Source organism: Burkholderia sp. AU18528 (assembly GCF_002223215.2).
GTDB classification, from domain to species: domain Bacteria; phylum Pseudomonadota; class Gammaproteobacteria; order Burkholderiales; family Burkholderiaceae; genus Burkholderia; species Burkholderia semiarida.
Window position 1 is genome coordinate 1,200,453 of record NZ_NKFC02000006.1, and the last position, 16,659, is coordinate 1,217,111.

Sequence of the window (16,659 nt, forward strand, 5' to 3'; positions counted from 1 at the left end):
GGCCGTTGCGCGCGCCGCATCCGTCACGACCTTACTCGCTGCTCGTCCACTCGACGTTCGCACCGACCGAACGCAGGTTTTCGACGAAATGCGGATGTGCGCGGCGAATCGGCAGCGCGTTCATGATTTCCGAGCGGCCTTCGATGCTCGCGGCCACCATCAGCAGCGCGATCGCGACGCGAATGATGTACGGGCTCTCGACGCGCGCCGGCGTCAGTTGCAGCCCGCCGAACGTGATCAGCCGGTGCGGATCGGACAGCAGCACGTGCGCGCCGAACTTCGACAGTTCGCCGGACCAGCCGAGCGCGCCGTCGTAGACCTTGTTCCAGAACATCGCGCTGCCTTCCGCGCGTACGCCGAGCGCGATGAAGATCGGCAGCAGGTCGACCGGCAGGTACGGCCACGGCGCGGCCTCGACCTTGGTCAGGATGTTCTGCGTGAACGGCCGGCGCACGCGCAGCGGGCCGTCGCGCTCCGCGCGCGACCAGCCGTCGCGGTGCGTGACGGTGACGCCGAATTTCGCGAACGTGCGGTCGATCAGCGGGAAATGCTCGGGCGACGAGTTGCGCACCGTGATGTCGCCGCCCGTGATCGCGCCGAGCGCGAGGAACGTCGCGATCTCGTGGAAATCCTCGGCGAAGCGGAACTCGCCGCCGCCGAGCTTGCCGCCGCCCGTCACGCACAGCCGCGACGTGCCGATCCCCTCGATCGCGACGCCGATCATCGCGAGGAACTGGCAGAACTCCTGCACGTGCGGCTCGGATGCCGCGTTCATCAGCGTCGACGTGCCGTTCGCGGCCGTCGCGCACAGCGCGAAGTTCTCGGTGGTCGTCACCGACGCGTAGTCGAGCCAGTGATCGTTGGCCGTCAGCGGGCCGTCGGTACGGACGATCAGCGAATCGGGCGTGCGTTCGATGTGCGCGCCGAACCGCTCGAACACCTCGACGTGCGGATCGATCTCGCGCACGCCGAGCGTGCAGCCTTTCACGTCGTTCTCGAGGCGCGCGACGCCGAAGCGCGCGAGCAGCGGCGGAATCAGCATGATCGACGAACGCATCGCCTCGGGCAGCCGGTGGACCGCCGGATCGAACGTCGTGTTGCGATGGTGAAGCTCGAGCAGACCCGTCGTGAAATCGACCGACACGTCGCTGCCGAGCGTGCGGAAGATGTCGAGGATCTTGCGCACGTCGGTGATGTCGGGCACGCCGACGAGGCGCAGCGGCTGATCGGTCAACAGGGTGGCGCACAGAATCGGCAGGACGGCGTTCTTGTTCGCGGACGGCTTGATGTCCCCGCGCAGCGGAGTGCCGCCGTGGACGATGAGATTCGACATGATATGGGGGCGTATCGGTGACTGACGTAGGCCCATATGATGCCATTGGTCGGCACGCGGCGTGGAATGTTCGCAGGGGAAAAGGGGAATCGGCGCGCGTAACTGACAGTGTTTGACGTCGCGCCCGTGAAGCAGCAGGTCGAATGCCGGCCGGCATGGCCGAATGACCAGCCGCGTGGCCGACCGCGGACGGCGACCGGCCACGCGCTCATCGCGTCATTGCGCCGCCCGCATCCGTGCGGCGACCACCAGCGAGATCAGGCAGCCGGCCGCCAGATAGCCGGCGACGAGGTGCCACGAACCGCCGGCCACGCTGACGAGGCCGACCGCGATGAACGGCGTGAACCCGCCGCCGACGACGCTCGCGAACTGGTAGCCGACGCCCGCGCCGCTGTAGCGGTACTCGGCGCCGAACAGCTCGGTGAACAGCGGTTGCTGGACGCTCACGACCATGTCGTGCGCGGCGTTCGCCAGCAGGATCGAGAAGATCACGATCCACGCGATCGACCGCGCTTCCAGTGCGAGGAAGAACGGCACCGCGGACGCAACGCCCATCAGCGCGCCAATCAGATAGATGCGGCGCAGGCCGTAGCGGTCGGCCAGCCACGCGAAGCAGGGGATCGTCACGCAGCTCACCGCGCCCACCAGCAGGCCGATGTTCAGGAACAGGTCGCGCGACATGCCGAGGTTCGTCGTCGAATAACTGAGCGCGAACGCGGTGACGATATACATCGTGAACAGTTCGGCGAGCCGCAGCGCGACGATCAGCAGGAACGCCTTCGGATGGCGCGTCAGCGCTTCCAGCACCGGCAGGCGCAGCTTGCGGTTGCCGTGCTCGACCTTCTCGACGAATTCCTGCGATTCGTCCATGTTCTTGCGCACCCACAGCCCGATCAGCACCAGCACGATGCTGAACACGAACGGCAGGCGCCAGCCCCACGACTTGAACGCGGCCTCGCCGAGCGTATGGCTCAGGATCGATACGATGCCGGTGGCCAGCACGAGCCCGACGCCGTAGCCGACCTGCACGCCGCTGCTGTAGAACGCCTTCTTCTGCTTCGGCGCGCTTTCGACGGCCATCAGCGCCGCGCCGCCCCATTCGCCGCCGACCGCGAAACCCTGGATCGCGCGCATCAGCACCAGCAGCACGGGCGCCCACCAGCCGATCGTCGAGAACGTCGGCAGCAGGCCGATCGCGACGGTCGACAGCCCCATCAGCATCACGGTCAGCACGAGCATCCGCTTGCGGCCGAGCCGGTCGCCGTAGTGGCCGAACACGATGCCGCCGAGCGGCCGGAACAGGAAGCCGACGCCGAAGGTGGCGAACGCCGCGAGCGTGCCCATCGTCGGGCTGACTTTCGGGAAGAACTCCGAATTGAACACCAGCGCGGCGACGATCCCGTACAGCAGGAAGTCGTACCAGTCGACGACGGCGCCGACGAAGCTGCCGATCGCGGCCTTGCGGGCCTGGTTGCGCGCACGGGCGCCGGCGGCGGCGTCGAGCGTGTCGAAGGTGGGGGTCATGGCGATGTCTCCTGGCACGGCGCATCGTGGAATCGTGGCGGCGCCGCGTCCGATGCTGCATTGAAGTCGATGAGTGAACGCAGAATAGGGCGCGCGCCGCACGGCGGCAATCGGCCAATCGGATAAATTGCGCGATTATCGTTCAAGTCCGTGCGATTATCGAACGATTTTCGGGTTTGCACTAGGCGGCGCGACGATATCCCGTTCGGCCGGGGTGTGCCGCCGTGAACGATCTGGTTAAAATCTGCAGCATCGACAACTCGCCCGTCCGGAGCGCACGTGCGGCCGCCACCTCGGCCGCGCATGCCGCGCGCGACAGGCACGCTACCCCATCGACGCATGTCCCCGGAGACTGGAATGCCCGGCAATTCCCACCCCCTGTCCAGCGATACGCCGCCCGTCGCCGATCCGGCCGCCAATCCGCTCGGGATGGCCGGCCTCGAATTCGTCGAATTCGCGGCGCCCGTGCCGGACGCACTCGCGCAACGCTTCGAGCAGCTCGGATTCAAGGCGATCGCGCGGCACGTCAGCAAGAACGTCACGCTGTATCGGCAGGGGCAGATGCATTTCCTGATCAACGCCGAGCCCGATTCGTTCGCCGCGCGCTATGCGGAGGAATACGGGATGGGCGTCTGCGCGATCGGGTTGCGCGTGGCGAACGCCCGGCGCGCGTTCGAGCGTGCGATCCAGCTCGGTGCGTGGGCGTTCGAGGGCGAAAAGGTCGGCGTCGGCGAACTCAAGATTCCGGCGATCCAGGGCATCGGCGATTCGCACCTGTATTTCGTCGACCGCTGGCGCGGGCGGGATGGCCAGCGCGGCGGCGTCGGCGACATCTCGATCTTCGACATCGATTTCCGGCCGATCGACATCGCGACCGCCCATACCGATCTCGATTGCGCCGGCGTCGGCCTGCAGCAGGTCGACCACTTCACGCAAACCGTCGGCGCGGGCCGCATGCAGGAGTGGCTCGATTTCTACCACGACCTGCTGCATTTTCGCGAGATCCACCAGATCGACGCGCATTGGCATGTGTCGGAGGAATCGCGCGTGATGGTGTCGCCGTGCGGCGCGGTGCGGATTCCCGTGTACGAGGAAGGCACGCGGCGCACCGAGCTGATGCATGCGTACCTGCCCGACCATCCGGGCGAGGGCGTCCAGCACGTCGCACTGGCGACCGACGACATCCTGTCGTGCGTCGATGCGCTGCGTGCGAACGGCGTCGAGTTCATCGAGCCGCCCGCACGCTATTACGACGACGTCGATGCGCGGCTGCCCGGGCACGGCGTCGATCTCGATGCGCTGCGCCGCCGCGCGGTGCTGGTCGATGGCGAGATCGGCCGCGACGGCGTGCCGAGGCTGTTCTTCCAGACCTTCGTCAAGCGCCGGCCCGGCGAGATCTTCTTCGAGATCGTGCAGCGCAAGGGGCATCACGGGTTCGGCGAGGGCAACCTCGCGGCACTCGCCCGCGCGCGCGACGCGGGCTGAACGATCAAACGCCGGCGGCCGGCGCGCGGTCCGGCGCGGGGGCGCTCGATGCCGTATCGGCGACGGCGTCACGGCTTCCGTTCCGTCGGGGCTGCCCGTCGATCCAGGGCTGACGTGTTGCCGCGAAGGCCGACAGCCCGTCGCGGCCCGTCGGTGTGTCACGCCGAATCGGCCGCCGCGAGCTTGCGGCTGTGCCGACGCATGCCGGCGAAAATCGCATCCGCGACGTCCGCCGGAAAATCCGCCGGGATCTGCGCGGCGGCTTCGGCAATCGCGGGTTCCGTGCGGGCGGCGACGGCCGCCATCGCGGCGCGCACGTCGTCTTCGGTCAGGCCCACGCGCCGGCCCTGCGCGATCCAGTGGCGCGGCTGGACTTCACCGATCACGTAATGCCGGTTCTTCCCGCAGACGGCCATCGCGAGGCGTGCGCGGCGCGGCGGAATCTGGTTGCGGCGCGTACCGATGATCGGATGCGCGGACAGCACGTCGTACAGCGGCGTGCTGCGATACGCATTGCCGGGCAGGTGCGCGATGCTGAAGTTCTTCGCGTGGCCGTCGATCGCGGCCAGCACCCAGAACACGAGCTGCGCGACGAAGAAATTCATCCGGTCGCGGACCGCATCGGCCGAATTCGCGAGGATGCCCATGATCGTCTCGATGCCGGGGCCGCCGTCCGACTCGTATTTCGCCCCCGACGGCGTGCCGGTCGCCTGGCACATGTCCTCCTGCGGCAGTCGCAGGATCCACGAGCCGTCGCGCGACGGACGCCGGTCGAAGCGCTCGACGATCAGCGCCTTCTGGTCGTCGAACCGGCCGATCTCGCACGGCGCGACCGACAGGCCGTACGCGGCGACGAGCTTCGAACACAGCCATTCGTTTTCGACGGACGTGCGCATGTCGGCCTGCATGTTGCCGACGCGCCCGAGCGGCAGCTTGAAGATGTGGGTCGTCGGCGTGCTGCCCGACGGGCGCAGCCAGCGGTTTCCCTGACGCAGCAGCGCGGTTTTTTCCTGCGCGCCGGCAATCGACAGGCGCAGATCGCTTTCCGGCTCCGCGTGGCCGGGCAGCGGCGCGGCGGTCGCGTGGCGCAGCACGTCGGCAACGGCTGCATCGTCGAGCGTCGCGCCTTCGATCGCCTCGAGATCGGCGGGCGTCTCGTCGGGCGGCAGCATCTGGATCGCGCCGACGCAATCGCGGCCGACCGACGCGAGCAATTCGAACGGCGCCGTCGATCCGAGCCGATAACGCTGCGCGATGCGGCGGCGGATCGGCTCGCTGTCGGGCAGCAGGTTGTCGAAGTAGTCGGCCACGATCGCGCCCTGGTGCGGCTGGTTGCCGGGCGTAAAGGGCAGCGACAGCGACAGTGGCCGGCCCTGGGGATCGTCGAGCCAGTCCGGCAGGTACACGAGACGCTCGACCCCGCGCCGGATTTCCCAATAGCCGACTGGAATGCCGTTCATCCACAGGTCGAGCCGATCATGGCGGGCGCGTGCAGCCATCGTCACCAGTCCTCCCGCTTCGACACGCGTGGCCTGGCCCGAGTCGTCGCTGCCGGGCGCTTCCGCGCCGCGTCGGCCGCGGCCCCGGCCGGGGATTGCGCGGCCGTGGTGCCGCGCTTGCTCGCGGCCGGCTTGCGGCGCGCCGGCGGCTCGGCATCGGAAGCCGGATCGGCCGCTTCCGCCCGCGCATCCCGTTCGTCCAGGCTGAGCATCATGCGAACGCCGAGCGCGTTCAACACCTTCAAAAGCCGTTCGATACTGGCCGCCGACGGGTTGGCTTCGAGCTGCGCATAGGATTGCTGGGTGATGCCGAGGCGCGCGGCCAGTTGCGCCTGCGTGAGCCCCGCGGATTTGCGGAAGCCGACGAGTATCGGACGCAACTGGGTCAAGGTCTGGACAGGAAAGGCCATCGGGCGCTCCGCGAGATGACAGGCAATCGTTTGTAATCGGAAAATACAGTCTATGGCATGTATTGCAAAAATACAAATGATAGCCTGTATTGACAAAAAACAAACGATAACCTGTTACAGGGAGCCTGATCGGGCAGGCAACGACACGAATCGGCCGTCAGGCGATACCTGCGGCGTTCACGATCCGCGCGTCGAGCGATTCGCCCAATCGGCCCATGCCGGCCACTGCATCCAGCCGCGCCGGATGAATCCGGCGCCCGTGCGGATCACGAGCGCGCCGATCGCGAGCGCGGCCAGATCGTCGAGCCGGCCGAAGCCGACCAGCGCCGCACTCATCGCGAGCGCCGCGAGCAACGACGACAACGCATCGGTTCGCACGTGCCAGCCGCTCGCCTCGAGCAGCGCGGAGCCGGTCTCGCGCGCCTTGCGCAGCATCCAGTACGACAGCACGGCCTTGCCGGCGAGCGTGACGGCAACCAGCGCGAATGCGGTCGCGCCCGGCTGCACGACGGGCGGCGTATCGAACCCGGTCAGCGCATGCCAGATCATCCGCCCGCCGGTCGCGGCCAGCAACGCGCCGAGGCCCGCGAGCGCGAGCGGCTCGTAGGTCGGGCGGCGCGCCGGCGGCAGGCGCGCGTCGAGCCGGCAGGCGACGAGGATCAGCGCATCGGCCGCGAGATCGATCGCCGCATGCACGACGTCCGCGAGCAAACCCGACGAATGCGCGGACCATGCCGCCGCCGTCTCGACGGCGAGCAGCAGGAGGTTGATCGCGAGGCTGACGGCAAGGGCGCGGGACGTGGCCGCGTAGACGTGGGGCGTGGCGCGCGACGGGCGCTGCATGGCGGATCGCTTGTCGGGATCGGGGACGGCTTCGAACGTTACCGGCCTACGGTGGCACGCCGATGACACGCCGAACGAACGCGCCGAGCGAGGAATCCGGCCTTCCTGACGCACCAGATGAATCGCATGGATTCATGTGATCTCGACATTATAGAAATAATGTCAAATCACATCGCTCGATTGATTGGATATTTAACGGTTTACGTTATATTATCAACTAAATTCTCGACCAAACCTGCCATGTCCGATCTCGCTGCCGACGAACCTCGCCTGACCGCCGAAATCGAGCGGCTCAAGGCCGCCTTCCCGAAAACGCGCGAGTTGTACCGCGAAGTGTGTGCGCTGCTGTTCTTCCGCTTCGGTATCACGCCGACGGCGAACCGCCTGTATCAACTCGTTCGCAAGGGCAGCATGAGCACGCCGACGGCCGTCCTCGGCGAGTTCTGGGCCGAGTTGCGGGAAAAGAGCCGCGTGCGCATCGAGCATCCCGACCTGCCGGCCGATTTGCAGGCAGCGGCCGGCGAACTGGTCGCTGCGCTATGGAACCGGTCGAGCGCCGACGCGGCCGCCGCACTCGATGCACTGCGCGCGGAAGTCGAGACCGAGCGGGCAAACGCGCAAGCGGAAGTCGCGACGCTGCGGGCCGAACTGGTCCGCACCGAAACCGCGCTGGAGCAACGCACGGCCGCCTTGTTGGCCGCGCAGGTCCGCATTCAGGAACTGGAGCAGGCGAGGGCGGCGGACGATGCATCGCGGCAAGCGATGCAAGCGGATATCGAACGCCTGAAGGCCGACAACACGGAAGGCGACCGCGCGCTCGCGCAGGCCCGCGCGGATTTCACCGCCCAGCTCGACAGGTTGCGCGACGATGCCAGCCGGGCCGAAGAGCGGCTGCGCGCGTCGGAGAAGCGGGCGCTTCAGGAAATCGATCGCGAGCGGCTCGCGGCCGCGCGATTGCAAAAGGAACTCGACGCAGCGACATCGCGCGCGGAACAACGCGACTCGCAGCAGCGAAAGGAAATGGCGGCGCTACAGGCCCAACTCGGCGATGCGCTGCATCGCTGCGGCGTGCTTCAGGGGCAACTCGACGGCGCACTGGCGACCGGCGCGGCGCGCGGCCACGAACTCGACGCGCTGAGGCGCGAGATGGCAGCGCTCGTGCGCCGGCCGCCGTTGCGCGGCGTCAAGACCGTCCCGGCCGCCGAGCGCAGCGAGCGGCGGGCGCGCACCAGAAAGCGCGCCGACGAAGCGCCGCGCTGACATCGAAACCGGGTCGCCGATATGACGCGCCACCCGCAGACGGACGAACGAGCGAGGAGAACGCCGGCCGGGGCATTGGGCGCGCGACGGGGATCGGGTAAAGTGCCGCTCAACATGCCGGCTCGACGTTACTAGACGACCGGTCTAATCGTTGCTACCATACGCCATCATGAATGCATCTTCAGGCGCCGAAGTCCGCCAGCACATCCTGAACATCGCGAAGCCGATCATGCTCCACAAGGGCTTTTCGGCGGTCGGTCTGAACGAGATTCTCGCCGCGGCGGGCATCCCGAAGGGCTCGTTCTACCATTACTTCGGCTCGAAAGAGGCATTCGGCGAAGCGTTGCTCGAATCGTATTTCGAAGGCTATCTCGCGCATCTCGACAAGCTGTTCAAGCAGCAGTCCGGCACGGGCGCCGAGCGCCTGATGACGTACTGGGGCAACTGGCTGCACACGCAGTGCGCGGACGATCCGGAAGGCAAGTGCCTCGCGGTCAAGCTCGGCGCCGAAGTGTCGGACCTGTCGGAAGCGATGCGCGCGGTACTGCGGCGCGGCACCAGTCAGATCATCGAGCGGCTCGCGGGCGGCATCGAGGCCGGGCTGGCCGACGGTTCGCTGAGCGGCGTCGACGATCCGTCGCACGCAGCAGCGATCCTGTACGAGCTGTGGCTGGGCGCGACACTGCTGGAAAAGATTCACCGCAACCGCAAACCGCTCGAGAGGGCGATGATCGAAACGCGGCGCATGCTGAATCTGCCGCCGGCCGCGTCCGACGGCGCGCAGTCGTAATTCCGGCGCGCATGGCGCGCCTTGTTTTTGCCTTGGTTATAGACGACTGGTCTACTCAATCATTCATGACGAACGCTACACGCCGCGTTACGCTGTCCCGATCTTTCCCACCGCCTGCCTGCGACCGCCGCGGCCACACCGCCGATGCCGTCGGGGGCGCGCACTTCCTGCTGGTCCATCCCTGATCCGATCGTGCCCACGACGCACGTTCATTCCTGTTGACGGAGGCTCACATGCCGCAAAGCAAGACCGCAAACCGCCAGATCGTCCTGAATTCGCGCCCGGTCGGCGCACCGACACCGGACAACTTCCGCGCCGAAACCGGCGACGTGCCGGTGCCCGGCGCCGGCCAGGTGCTGCTGCGCACCGTCTGGCTGTCGCTGGACCCGTACATGCGCGGCCGGATGAGCGACGCGCCGTCCTATGCACCGCCGGCCGAAATCGGCCAGCCGATGGTCGGCGGCACGGTCAGCCGCGTGGTGTCGTCGAATCTGCCGGCGTTTCGCGAAGGCGATCTCGTCGTCGCCGGCGCAGGCTGGCAGGACTATGCGCTGTCGGACGGGCGCGACCTGATCCCGCTCGGCCGCGATTTCGCGCACCCGTCGTACGCGCTCGGCGTGCTCGGCATGCCGGGCTTCACCGCCTACACGGGCCTGCTGAAGATCGGCGAGCCGAAGGCCGGCGAAACCGTGGTCGTCGCGGCCGCGAGCGGCGCGGTCGGCGCGGTGGTCGGCCAGATCGCGAAGCTGAAGGGCTGCCGCGTGGTCGGCGTCGCAGGCGGCGCCGACAAGTGCGCGTACGTGACCGGTACGCTCGGCTTCGACGCATGCGTCGACCACCACGATCCGGCGTTTGCCGCGAAGCTGAAGGATGCGTGCCCGAACGGCATCGACATCTATTTCGAGAACGTCGGCGGCGCCGTGTTCGACGCGGTGTGGCCGCTGCTGAACGACCATGCGCGCGTGCCCGTCTGCGGAATCATCGCGCATTACAACGACGCGGCCTACGACGACAAGGCCGTGTCGACCGGCCGTGACCGCGTGCCGGCGCTGATGGGCGCGATCCTGCGCAAGCGCATCCGCGTGCAGGGCTTCATCATCCTCGATCACTATGCGACCGGCTATGCGCCGTTCCTGAAGGACATGACCGAATGGGTCGCGCAGGGCAAGGTGAAGACGCGCGAGGACGTCGTTCCCGATCTCGCCGACGCGCCGCAAGCACTGATCGGCCTGCTCGCCGGCAAGAATTTCGGCAAGGTCGTCGTGCGCGTCGGCCCGGACGAGCTGGCCTGATCCCGCCGCACGGCGACATACCCGCTGCACGCTGGCGCCGCGAGACGCCGGCTTGTGGCATGCTCGTTTCCGTTTTCAAAGGAGTGAAAAATGGCGCTTCACGTGATCGCTTCGCTGTTCCTGAAACCCGAACACGCGCAGGCCGCCGAGGCCGAACTGCGCAGCATGGTCGCGAAGACGCGCACCGAGCCGGGCAACCGCCGCTACGACCTGTTCCGCGAGCAGGACGGATCGCCGAACCTGCATCTGTACGAGATCTACGACGACCAGGCGGCATTCGACGCGCACCTCGCGAGCCCGTATTTCGGCGAATTCCGCACGAAGTCGGCCGAGTGGTTCACCGCACCGCCGGTGATCAAGGTGCTGTCGGCCATCGACGTGGCCGACTAACGACGCAAGCAAGCAACACCGCCGCGGCTCGCCCGCACCCGGGCCGCGGGGGCACCCGTTGCGCACGACGCAACGGCGATGACGACGACCCTGCGGCGCAGCGCGCCTCGTTCGCGCCGCTTCCCCAAATACAACGGCCCCGGAGGCTGAATGATCACCCTCAACATCAACGGCGAAACCCGCTCGGTCGACGCCCCCGACGACATGCCCTTGCTCTGGGTACTGCGCGACGTCGTCGGCCTCACCGGCACCAAGTTCGGCTGCGGCATCGCGCAATGCGGCGCGTGCACCGTGCATCTCGACGGTGTGGCCGCACGTTCGTGCGTGCTGCCGGTCGCGGCCGTCGCCGGCCGCAAGATCACGACGATCGAGGCCGTCGGCGCGACGCCGGCCGGCCACAAGGTCCAGCAGGCGTGGCGCGAGCTCGACGTCGTCCAGTGCGGCTACTGCCAGTCGGGGCAGGTGATGGCCGCCACCGCGCTGATCGCATCGAACCCGAACCCGACCGATGCGGATATCGACGCGGCGATGGCCGGCAACATCTGCCGCTGCGGCACGTACCACCGGATTCGCGCGGCCGTCAAACAAGCCGCAAAAGGAGCCTGACATGTCACGCGGACTGATCGAAGCAGGTCGGGCCGGCGCGAGCGTGTCGCGCCGGTCGTTTCTGAAACTCGGCATGTCGCTCGGCGCCGCCGCCGGCGGCGGCTTGCTGCTCGGCTTCAGCCTGCCGGCGGCCGGTGACGATACACGTCGCTCGGTGATCGGCGGCGACGCCGCCGAACCCGCGCCGCCCGGCGTGTTCGCGCCGAACGCGTTCGTGCAGATCGACCGCGCCGGCAAGGTCACGCTGGTGATGCCGAAGGTCGAGATGGGGCAGGGTGTCTATACGGCGCTGCCGATGCTGATCGCGGAAGAGCTCGAAGTGCCGCTGTCGAGCGTGACGCTCGATCATGCGCCGCCCAACGAGAAACTGTTCCTCGACCCGCTGCTCGGCGGCCAGCTCACCGGCGGCTCGACGTCGGTGCGCTACGCGTGGGAGCCGCTGCGCCGCGCGGGCGCCACCGCGCGCACGCTGCTGGTCTCGGCGGCCGCGAAGCAATGGAGCGTCGATCCGGCGAGCTGCCGCGCGGCGAACGGCGAAGTGCAGCATCCGCCGAGCGGGCGGCGCGCATCGTACGGCCAGTTGGCCGACGCGGCGGCGAAGCTCCCGGTGCCGAAGGACGTCGTGCTGAAGCAGCCGGCGGATTTCAAGCTGATCGGCACGCCCGCGAAGCGCCTCGATTCGCCGGAGAAGGTCGACGGCACCGCGCAGTTCGGGCTCGACGTGCGCCTGCCCGGGATGCTGTACGCGGTGATCGTGAACAGCCCGGTGTTCGGCGGCACGGTTGCGAGCGTTGACGACACGGCCGCGAAGAAGATCCCCGGCGTGCGCCAGGTCGTGCGCGTCGACAACGCGGTCGCGGTGGTCGGCGATCACACGTGGGCCGCGAAGCGCGGCGCATCGGCGCTCGTCGTGAAGTGGAACGAAGGGGCGGGCGCGAAGGTGTCGACGAAGGATCTGTTCGCGGATCTCGCGCAGGCGGCGGCGAACGGCAAGGGCGCGGTCGCGCGCAAGGAAGGCGACGTCGGCAAGGCGTTCGCGAACGCGAAGACGCGCGTCGATGCCGTCTACGAACAGCCGCTGCTCGCCCACGCGACGATGGAGCCGGTGAACTGCACGGTGCACGTGCGCGGCGACGGCTGCGACATCTGGGTCGGCACGCAGGTGCCGACCCGCGCACGCGACACGGCGCAACAGTTGACCGGGCTGTCGCCCGACAAGATCGTCGTGCACAACCATCTGCTCGGCGGCGGATTCGGCCGACGGCTCGAAACCGACATGATCGGCCAGGCCGTGAAGGTCGGCAAACAGGTCAATGCCCCGGTGAAGGTGATCTGGACGCGCGAGGAGGACGTTCAGCACGACATGTACCGGCCGTGCTACTACGACAAGATCTCCGCCGGCCTCGACGCGAACGGCAAGCCGGTTGCGTGGCAGCACCGGATCGTCGGCTCGTCGATCCTCGCGCGCTTCGCGCCGCCCGCGGTCAAGGACGGCGTCGATCCCGACGCGGTCGAGGTTGCGGCCGAGCTGCCGTACGACCTGCCGAACCAGCTCGTCGACTACGTGCGCCAGGAGCCGCGCCACGTGCCGACCGCGTTCTGGCGCGGCGTCGGGCCGACGCGCAGCACGTTCGTCGTCGAAAGCTTCATCGACGAACTGGCCGCGCAGACCAAGACCGACCCGGTGCAGTACCGCCGCGCGCTGCTCGACAAGTCGCCGCGCGCCCGCAACGTACTCGACGTCGCGACGAAGGCGGCCGGCTGGGGCGCGTCGCTGCCGAAGGGGCAGGGGCGCGGCGTATCGGTGATGCATGCGTTCGGCAGCTTCTTCTCGATCGTCATCGACGTCGCGGTGGACGGCGGCGAGGTGCAGGTCAAGCGCGCCGTGTGCGCGGTCGATTGCGGGATGGTCGTGAATCCGAACACGATCGAGGCGCAGGTGCAGGGCGGCATCATCTTCGGGATCACGGGCGCGCTGTACGGCGAGATCACGATCGAGGACGGCCGCGTCGTGCAGAGCAACTTCACCGACTACCGGATGATGCGAATCAACGAGGTGCCGCCGATCGAAGTCCATCTGGTGAAGAGCGGCGAGGCGCCGGGCGGGATCGGCGAGCCGGGCACGGCCGCGACCGCGGCGGCGCTGTCGAACGCGATCTTTGCGGCCACCGGCACGCGGCTGCGCAAGCTGCCGGTCGGCAACCAGCTGAAAACGGCCTGAGGGGAGGGACGACCATGCGACATCTCACCTTGAACCTGAAGGCGCTGCGCGCGTCGCTGCTCGCGCTGTCCGCACTGCTGGCCGGCACGGCCACGCATGCCGCGCAAACGGCGCCCGCCGACAGCGCGCTCGTCGCCCGCGGCGCGTATCTCGCGAAAGCCGGCGACTGCGTCGCGTGCCATACCGCGCCGCGCGGCACGCCGTTCGCGGGCGGCCTGAAGATGGTCACGCCGATGGGCGCGATCTACACGACCAACATCACGCCCGATCCGGATACGGGCATCGGCGGCTATACCGAAGCCGATTTCGCCAGCGCGTTGCGCAAGGGCGTCGCGAAGGACGGCCACAACCTGTATCCGGCGATGCCGTATCCGTCGTATGCGAAGCTGAAGGACGACGACGTGAAGGCGCTGTATGCATACTTCATGCACGGCGTCGAACCGGTGAAGCAGGCGAACCGGCCGTCCGACATCCCGTGGCCGCTCAACATGCGCTGGCCGCTCGCGTTGTGGAACATGGTGTTCCTCGATTCCACACCGTACGCGGACAAGCCGGCGAAGGATGCGGTGTGGAATCGCGGCGCGTATCTCGTGCAGGGGCTCGGGCACTGCGGGTCGTGCCACACGCCGCGCGGCGTCGGCTTCCAGGAGAAGGCGCTCGACGAAAGCGGCGCGGCGTTCCTGTCGGGCGCGTCGATCGACAACTGGTTCGCGTCGAACCTGACCGGCGAGCACAACACCGGGCTTGGCCGCTGGAACGAGGCGGACGTCGCGCAGTTCCTGAAGACCGGCGCGAATCAGCACGCGACCGCATTCGGCTCGATGGTGAGCGTGGTCAACCACAGCACGCAGGAACTGACCGACGACGATCTGGCCGCGATCTCGCGCTACCTGAAATCGCTGCCGGCGGCAGGCGGCACGGGCGCGCCACCGTACCGCTATGATCCGAAGGCGACGCAGGTCGCGCTGGGCCGGCCGGCAGCCGATCCGGGCGCGAAGGTGTATAACGCTTACTGCCTGCATTGCCACGGGGTGGACGGGCGCGGCTATGCACCGTTGCTCGCGCCGCTCGCCGGCAATCCGAACGTGCTGGAGGCGGACGCATCGTCGCTGATCAACGTGACGTTGAACGGCAGCGACACGCTCGTGATCGGTGGCGTGCCGTCCGCGTATCCGATGCCGGCGTTCTCGAATCAGTTGAACGACCAGCAGATCGCCGACGTGCTGACGTTCATGCGCGCCGGCTGGAACAACGGCGCGCCGGCCGTGCAGGCGGCGGACGTCGCGAAACTCCGCAAGGCGACGGCGGCCGCGCACTGAGCGCGGGGCGCCGCGAAACGAGGGCGGGCCGGCGTGCCTGCCGTCGCCGCCGCCGGGTGCGTGCCTGCCCTGGCGGCATGGCTTTTTCTGTCAACCGGCGCGCGGCCGTTCGCGGCGGCGCGCGTTTTATCGACGCAATGTAGGGGTGTCTGGATGGCTAACGTGACTTATACGGATACGCAACTGCTGATCGACGGCGAGTGGGTCGACGCCGCGAGCGGCAGGACGATCGACGTCGTGAACCCGGCGACCGGCAAGCCGATCGGCAAGGTGGCCCACGCGGGCATCGCCGATCTCGACCGCGCGCTCGCCGCCGCCCAGCGCGGCTTCGAAGCATGGCGCAAGGTGCCCGCGCACGAGCGCGCGGCGACGATGCGCAAGGCGGCCGCGCTGGTGCGCGAGCGCGCGGACACGATCGCGCAGTTGATGACGCAGGAGCAGGGCAAGCCGCTCACCGAAGCGCGCGTCGAAGTGCTGTCGGCGGCCGACATCATCGAATGGTTCGCGGACGAGGGCCGCCGCGTGTACGGCCGGATCGTGCCGCCGCGCAACCTCGGCGCGCAGCAGACGGTCGTGAAGGAGCCGGTCGGCCCGGTCGCGGCGTTCACGCCGTGGAATTTCCCGGTCAACCAGGTCGTGCGCAAGCTGAGCGCCGCGCTCGCGACCGGCTGCTCGTTCCTCGTGAAGGCGCCGGAGGAAACCCCGGCGTCGCCGGCCGCGCTGCTGCGCGCGTTCGTCGATGCGGGCGTGCCCGCGGGCGTGATCGGCCTCGTGTACGGCGATCCGGCTGAAATCTCGTCGTACCTGATTCCGCACCCGGTGATCCGCAAGGTCACGTTCACGGGTTCGACGCCGGTCGGCAAGCAACTGGCCGCGCTCGCGGGCCAGCACATGAAGCGCGCGACGATGGAACTGGGCGGCCACGCACCGGTGATCGTCGCCGAGGATGCGGACGTCGCGCTCGCGGTGAAGGCCGCCGGCGGTGCGAAATTCCGCAACGCGGGGCAGGTCTGCATTTCGCCGACGCGCTTTCTCGTGCACAACAGCATCCGCGACGAATTCACGCGCGCGCTGGTCAAGCATGCGGAAGGACTGAAGGTGGGCAACGGCCTCGACGAAGGCACGACGCTCGGCGCGCTCGCGAACCCGCGGCGCCTGAGCGCGATGGCGTCGGTCGTCGACAACGCGCGCAAGGTCGGCGCGAGCATCGAAACCGGCGGCGAGCGGATCGGTGCGGAAGGCAACTTCTTCGCACCGACCGTGATCGCGAACGTGCCGCTCGAAGCGGACGTGTTCAACAACGAGCCGTTCGGCCCGGTCGCGGCGATCCGCGGTTTCGACAAGCTCGAGGATGCGATCGCCGAGGCGAACCGTTTGCCGTTCGGGCTGGCCGGCTACGCGTTCACGCGTTCGTTCGCGAACGTGCATCTGCTGACGCAACGCCTCGAAGTCGGGATGCTGTGGATCAACCAGCCGGCGACGCCGTGGCCGGAAATGCCGTTCGGCGGCGTGAAGGATTCGGGCTACGGGTCGGAAGGCGGGCCGGAAGCGCTCGAGCCGTATCTCGTCACGAAGTCGGTGACGGTGATGGCCGTCTGAGGGTGGTCTGATGGCAGGTTGGCCGCGTGCGTGCCGCCATTTGCGGTCCGCACGCGGCTGGCGTTGCCGAGCGCCGGGCGTTCTGCCC

14 protein-coding genes are annotated in these 16,659 nt (G+C 68.2%); 9 read left to right on the plus strand and 5 right to left on the minus strand.

Annotated elements, in window-relative coordinates:
* Positions 1–31: 31 nt before the first annotated feature.
* Together CFB52_RS22265 and shiA are read right to left on the minus strand one after the other, a co-directional pair.
* A complete protein-coding gene (locus CFB52_RS22265) occupies positions 32–1,333 on the minus strand; it encodes a UDP-N-acetylglucosamine 1-carboxyvinyltransferase (RefSeq protein WP_060310952.1) in 1,302 nt (433 codons plus the stop codon).
* Positions 1,334–1,549: 216 nt separating this feature from the next.
* Entirely contained in the window at positions 1,550–2,857 is a 1,308-nt protein-coding gene (shiA, locus tag CFB52_RS22270; protein ID WP_099317454.1) for a shikimate transporter, read from the minus strand.
* Positions 2,858–3,214: 357 nt separating this feature from the next.
* Between shiA and CFB52_RS22280 the strand changes: the two genes are divergently transcribed.
* Positions 3,215–4,342 carry a 4-hydroxyphenylpyruvate dioxygenase family protein gene (locus tag CFB52_RS22280; RefSeq protein WP_059574395.1) on the plus strand — a complete coding sequence of 376 codons (1,128 nt, stop codon included), beginning with the start codon at positions 3,215–3,217 and terminating at the stop codon, positions 4,340–4,342.
* A gap of 158 nt (positions 4,343–4,500) precedes the next feature.
* Here CFB52_RS22280 and CFB52_RS22285 read toward each other — a convergent pair whose 3' ends face one another.
* From CFB52_RS22285 to CFB52_RS22295, 3 genes are all read right to left on the minus strand, one after another.
* Positions 4,501–5,841: a type II toxin-antitoxin system HipA family toxin gene (locus CFB52_RS22285; protein ID WP_099317455.1), complete on the minus strand. Its 1,341-nt coding sequence runs from the start codon at positions 5,839–5,841 to the stop codon at positions 4,501–4,503.
* A gap of 2 nt (positions 5,842–5,843) precedes the next feature.
* Positions 5,844–6,251 carry a helix-turn-helix domain-containing protein gene (locus tag CFB52_RS22290; RefSeq protein ID WP_059574393.1) on the minus strand — a complete coding sequence of 136 codons (408 nt, stop codon included), beginning with the start codon at positions 6,249–6,251 and terminating at the stop codon, positions 5,844–5,846.
* Positions 6,252–6,428: 177 nt separating this feature from the next.
* Positions 6,429–7,094 carry a cation diffusion facilitator family transporter gene (locus tag CFB52_RS22295; protein ID WP_099317456.1) on the minus strand — a complete coding sequence of 222 codons (666 nt, stop codon included), beginning with the start codon at positions 7,092–7,094 and terminating at the stop codon, positions 6,429–6,431.
* Positions 7,095–7,334: 240 nt separating this feature from the next.
* On the opposite strand from CFB52_RS22295, the gene CFB52_RS22300 reads away from it, so the two are divergent.
* The 8 genes from CFB52_RS22300 to CFB52_RS22335 all read left to right on the plus strand — a co-directional run bounded on the left by CFB52_RS22300 (position 7,335) and on the right by CFB52_RS22335 (position 16,571).
* Positions 7,335–8,354 (plus strand): DNA-binding protein, encoded by a 1,020-nt coding sequence (locus CFB52_RS22300; protein WP_099317457.1) that lies wholly within the window; start codon positions 7,335–7,337, stop codon positions 8,352–8,354.
* Positions 8,355–8,523: 169 nt separating this feature from the next.
* Positions 8,524–9,144 carry a TetR/AcrR family transcriptional regulator gene (locus CFB52_RS22305; RefSeq protein WP_060310946.1) on the plus strand — a complete coding sequence of 207 codons (621 nt, stop codon included), beginning with the start codon at positions 8,524–8,526 and terminating at the stop codon, positions 9,142–9,144.
* A gap of 233 nt (positions 9,145–9,377) precedes the next feature.
* On the plus strand, positions 9,378–10,436 hold the full coding sequence (locus tag CFB52_RS22310; RefSeq protein ID WP_099317458.1) for an NADP-dependent oxidoreductase: 1,059 nt from the start codon (positions 9,378–9,380) through the stop codon (positions 10,434–10,436).
* Between the two features lie 90 nt (positions 10,437–10,526).
* Positions 10,527–10,826: a putative quinol monooxygenase gene (locus tag CFB52_RS22315; RefSeq protein ID WP_060310945.1), complete on the plus strand. Its 300-nt coding sequence runs from the start codon at positions 10,527–10,529 to the stop codon at positions 10,824–10,826.
* Between the two features lie 150 nt (positions 10,827–10,976).
* Positions 10,977–11,432, plus strand: coding sequence for a (2Fe-2S)-binding protein (locus CFB52_RS22320; protein WP_099317459.1), 456 nt, complete (start codon positions 10,977–10,979; stop codon positions 11,430–11,432).
* A gap of 1 nt (position 11,433) precedes the next feature.
* Positions 11,434–13,653 carry a xanthine dehydrogenase family protein molybdopterin-binding subunit gene (locus CFB52_RS22325; protein ID WP_099317460.1) on the plus strand — a complete coding sequence of 740 codons (2,220 nt, stop codon included), beginning with the start codon at positions 11,434–11,436 and terminating at the stop codon, positions 13,651–13,653.
* A gap of 14 nt (positions 13,654–13,667) precedes the next feature.
* Positions 13,668–14,972, plus strand: a complete 1,305-nt coding sequence (locus tag CFB52_RS22330) for a cytochrome c (RefSeq protein ID WP_099317461.1) — start codon at positions 13,668–13,670, stop codon at positions 14,970–14,972.
* A 153-nt stretch (positions 14,973–15,125) separates the two neighbouring features.
* Positions 15,126–16,571, plus strand: coding sequence for an NAD-dependent succinate-semialdehyde dehydrogenase (locus tag CFB52_RS22335; protein WP_059574384.1), 1,446 nt, complete (start codon positions 15,126–15,128; stop codon positions 16,569–16,571).
* Positions 16,572–16,659: the final 88 nt, after the last annotated feature.

What these genes read in the sequence shown, in the direction of transcription:
- CFB52_RS22265 (WP_060310952.1), bottom strand. Translation starts at nt 1,333, where the DNA reads ATGTCGAATCTCATCGTCCACGGCGGCACTCCGCTGCGCGGGGACATC.
- shiA (WP_099317454.1), bottom strand. Translation starts at nt 2,857, where the DNA reads ATGACCCCCACCTTCGACACGCTCGACGCCGCCGCCGGCGCCCGTGCG.
- CFB52_RS22280 (WP_059574395.1), top strand. Translation starts at nt 3,215, where the DNA reads ATGCCCGGCAATTCCCACCCCCTGTCCAGCGATACGCCGCCCGTCGCC.
- CFB52_RS22285 (WP_099317455.1), bottom strand. Translation starts at nt 5,841, where the DNA reads ATGGCTGCACGCGCCCGCCATGATCGGCTCGACCTGTGGATGAACGGC.
- CFB52_RS22290 (WP_059574393.1), bottom strand. Translation starts at nt 6,251, where the DNA reads ATGGCCTTTCCTGTCCAGACCTTGACCCAGTTGCGTCCGATACTCGTC.
- CFB52_RS22295 (WP_099317456.1), bottom strand. Translation starts at nt 7,094, where the DNA reads ATGCAGCGCCCGTCGCGCGCCACGCCCCACGTCTACGCGGCCACGTCC.
- CFB52_RS22300 (WP_099317457.1), top strand. Translation starts at nt 7,335, where the DNA reads ATGTCCGATCTCGCTGCCGACGAACCTCGCCTGACCGCCGAAATCGAG.
- CFB52_RS22305 (WP_060310946.1), top strand. Translation starts at nt 8,524, where the DNA reads ATGAATGCATCTTCAGGCGCCGAAGTCCGCCAGCACATCCTGAACATC.
- CFB52_RS22310 (WP_099317458.1), top strand. Translation starts at nt 9,378, where the DNA reads ATGCCGCAAAGCAAGACCGCAAACCGCCAGATCGTCCTGAATTCGCGC.
- CFB52_RS22315 (WP_060310945.1), top strand. Translation starts at nt 10,527, where the DNA reads ATGGCGCTTCACGTGATCGCTTCGCTGTTCCTGAAACCCGAACACGCG.
- CFB52_RS22320 (WP_099317459.1), top strand. Translation starts at nt 10,977, where the DNA reads ATGATCACCCTCAACATCAACGGCGAAACCCGCTCGGTCGACGCCCCC.
- CFB52_RS22325 (WP_099317460.1), top strand. Translation starts at nt 11,434, where the DNA reads ATGTCACGCGGACTGATCGAAGCAGGTCGGGCCGGCGCGAGCGTGTCG.
- CFB52_RS22330 (WP_099317461.1), top strand. Translation starts at nt 13,668, where the DNA reads ATGCGACATCTCACCTTGAACCTGAAGGCGCTGCGCGCGTCGCTGCTC.
- CFB52_RS22335 (WP_059574384.1), top strand. Translation starts at nt 15,126, where the DNA reads ATGGCTAACGTGACTTATACGGATACGCAACTGCTGATCGACGGCGAG.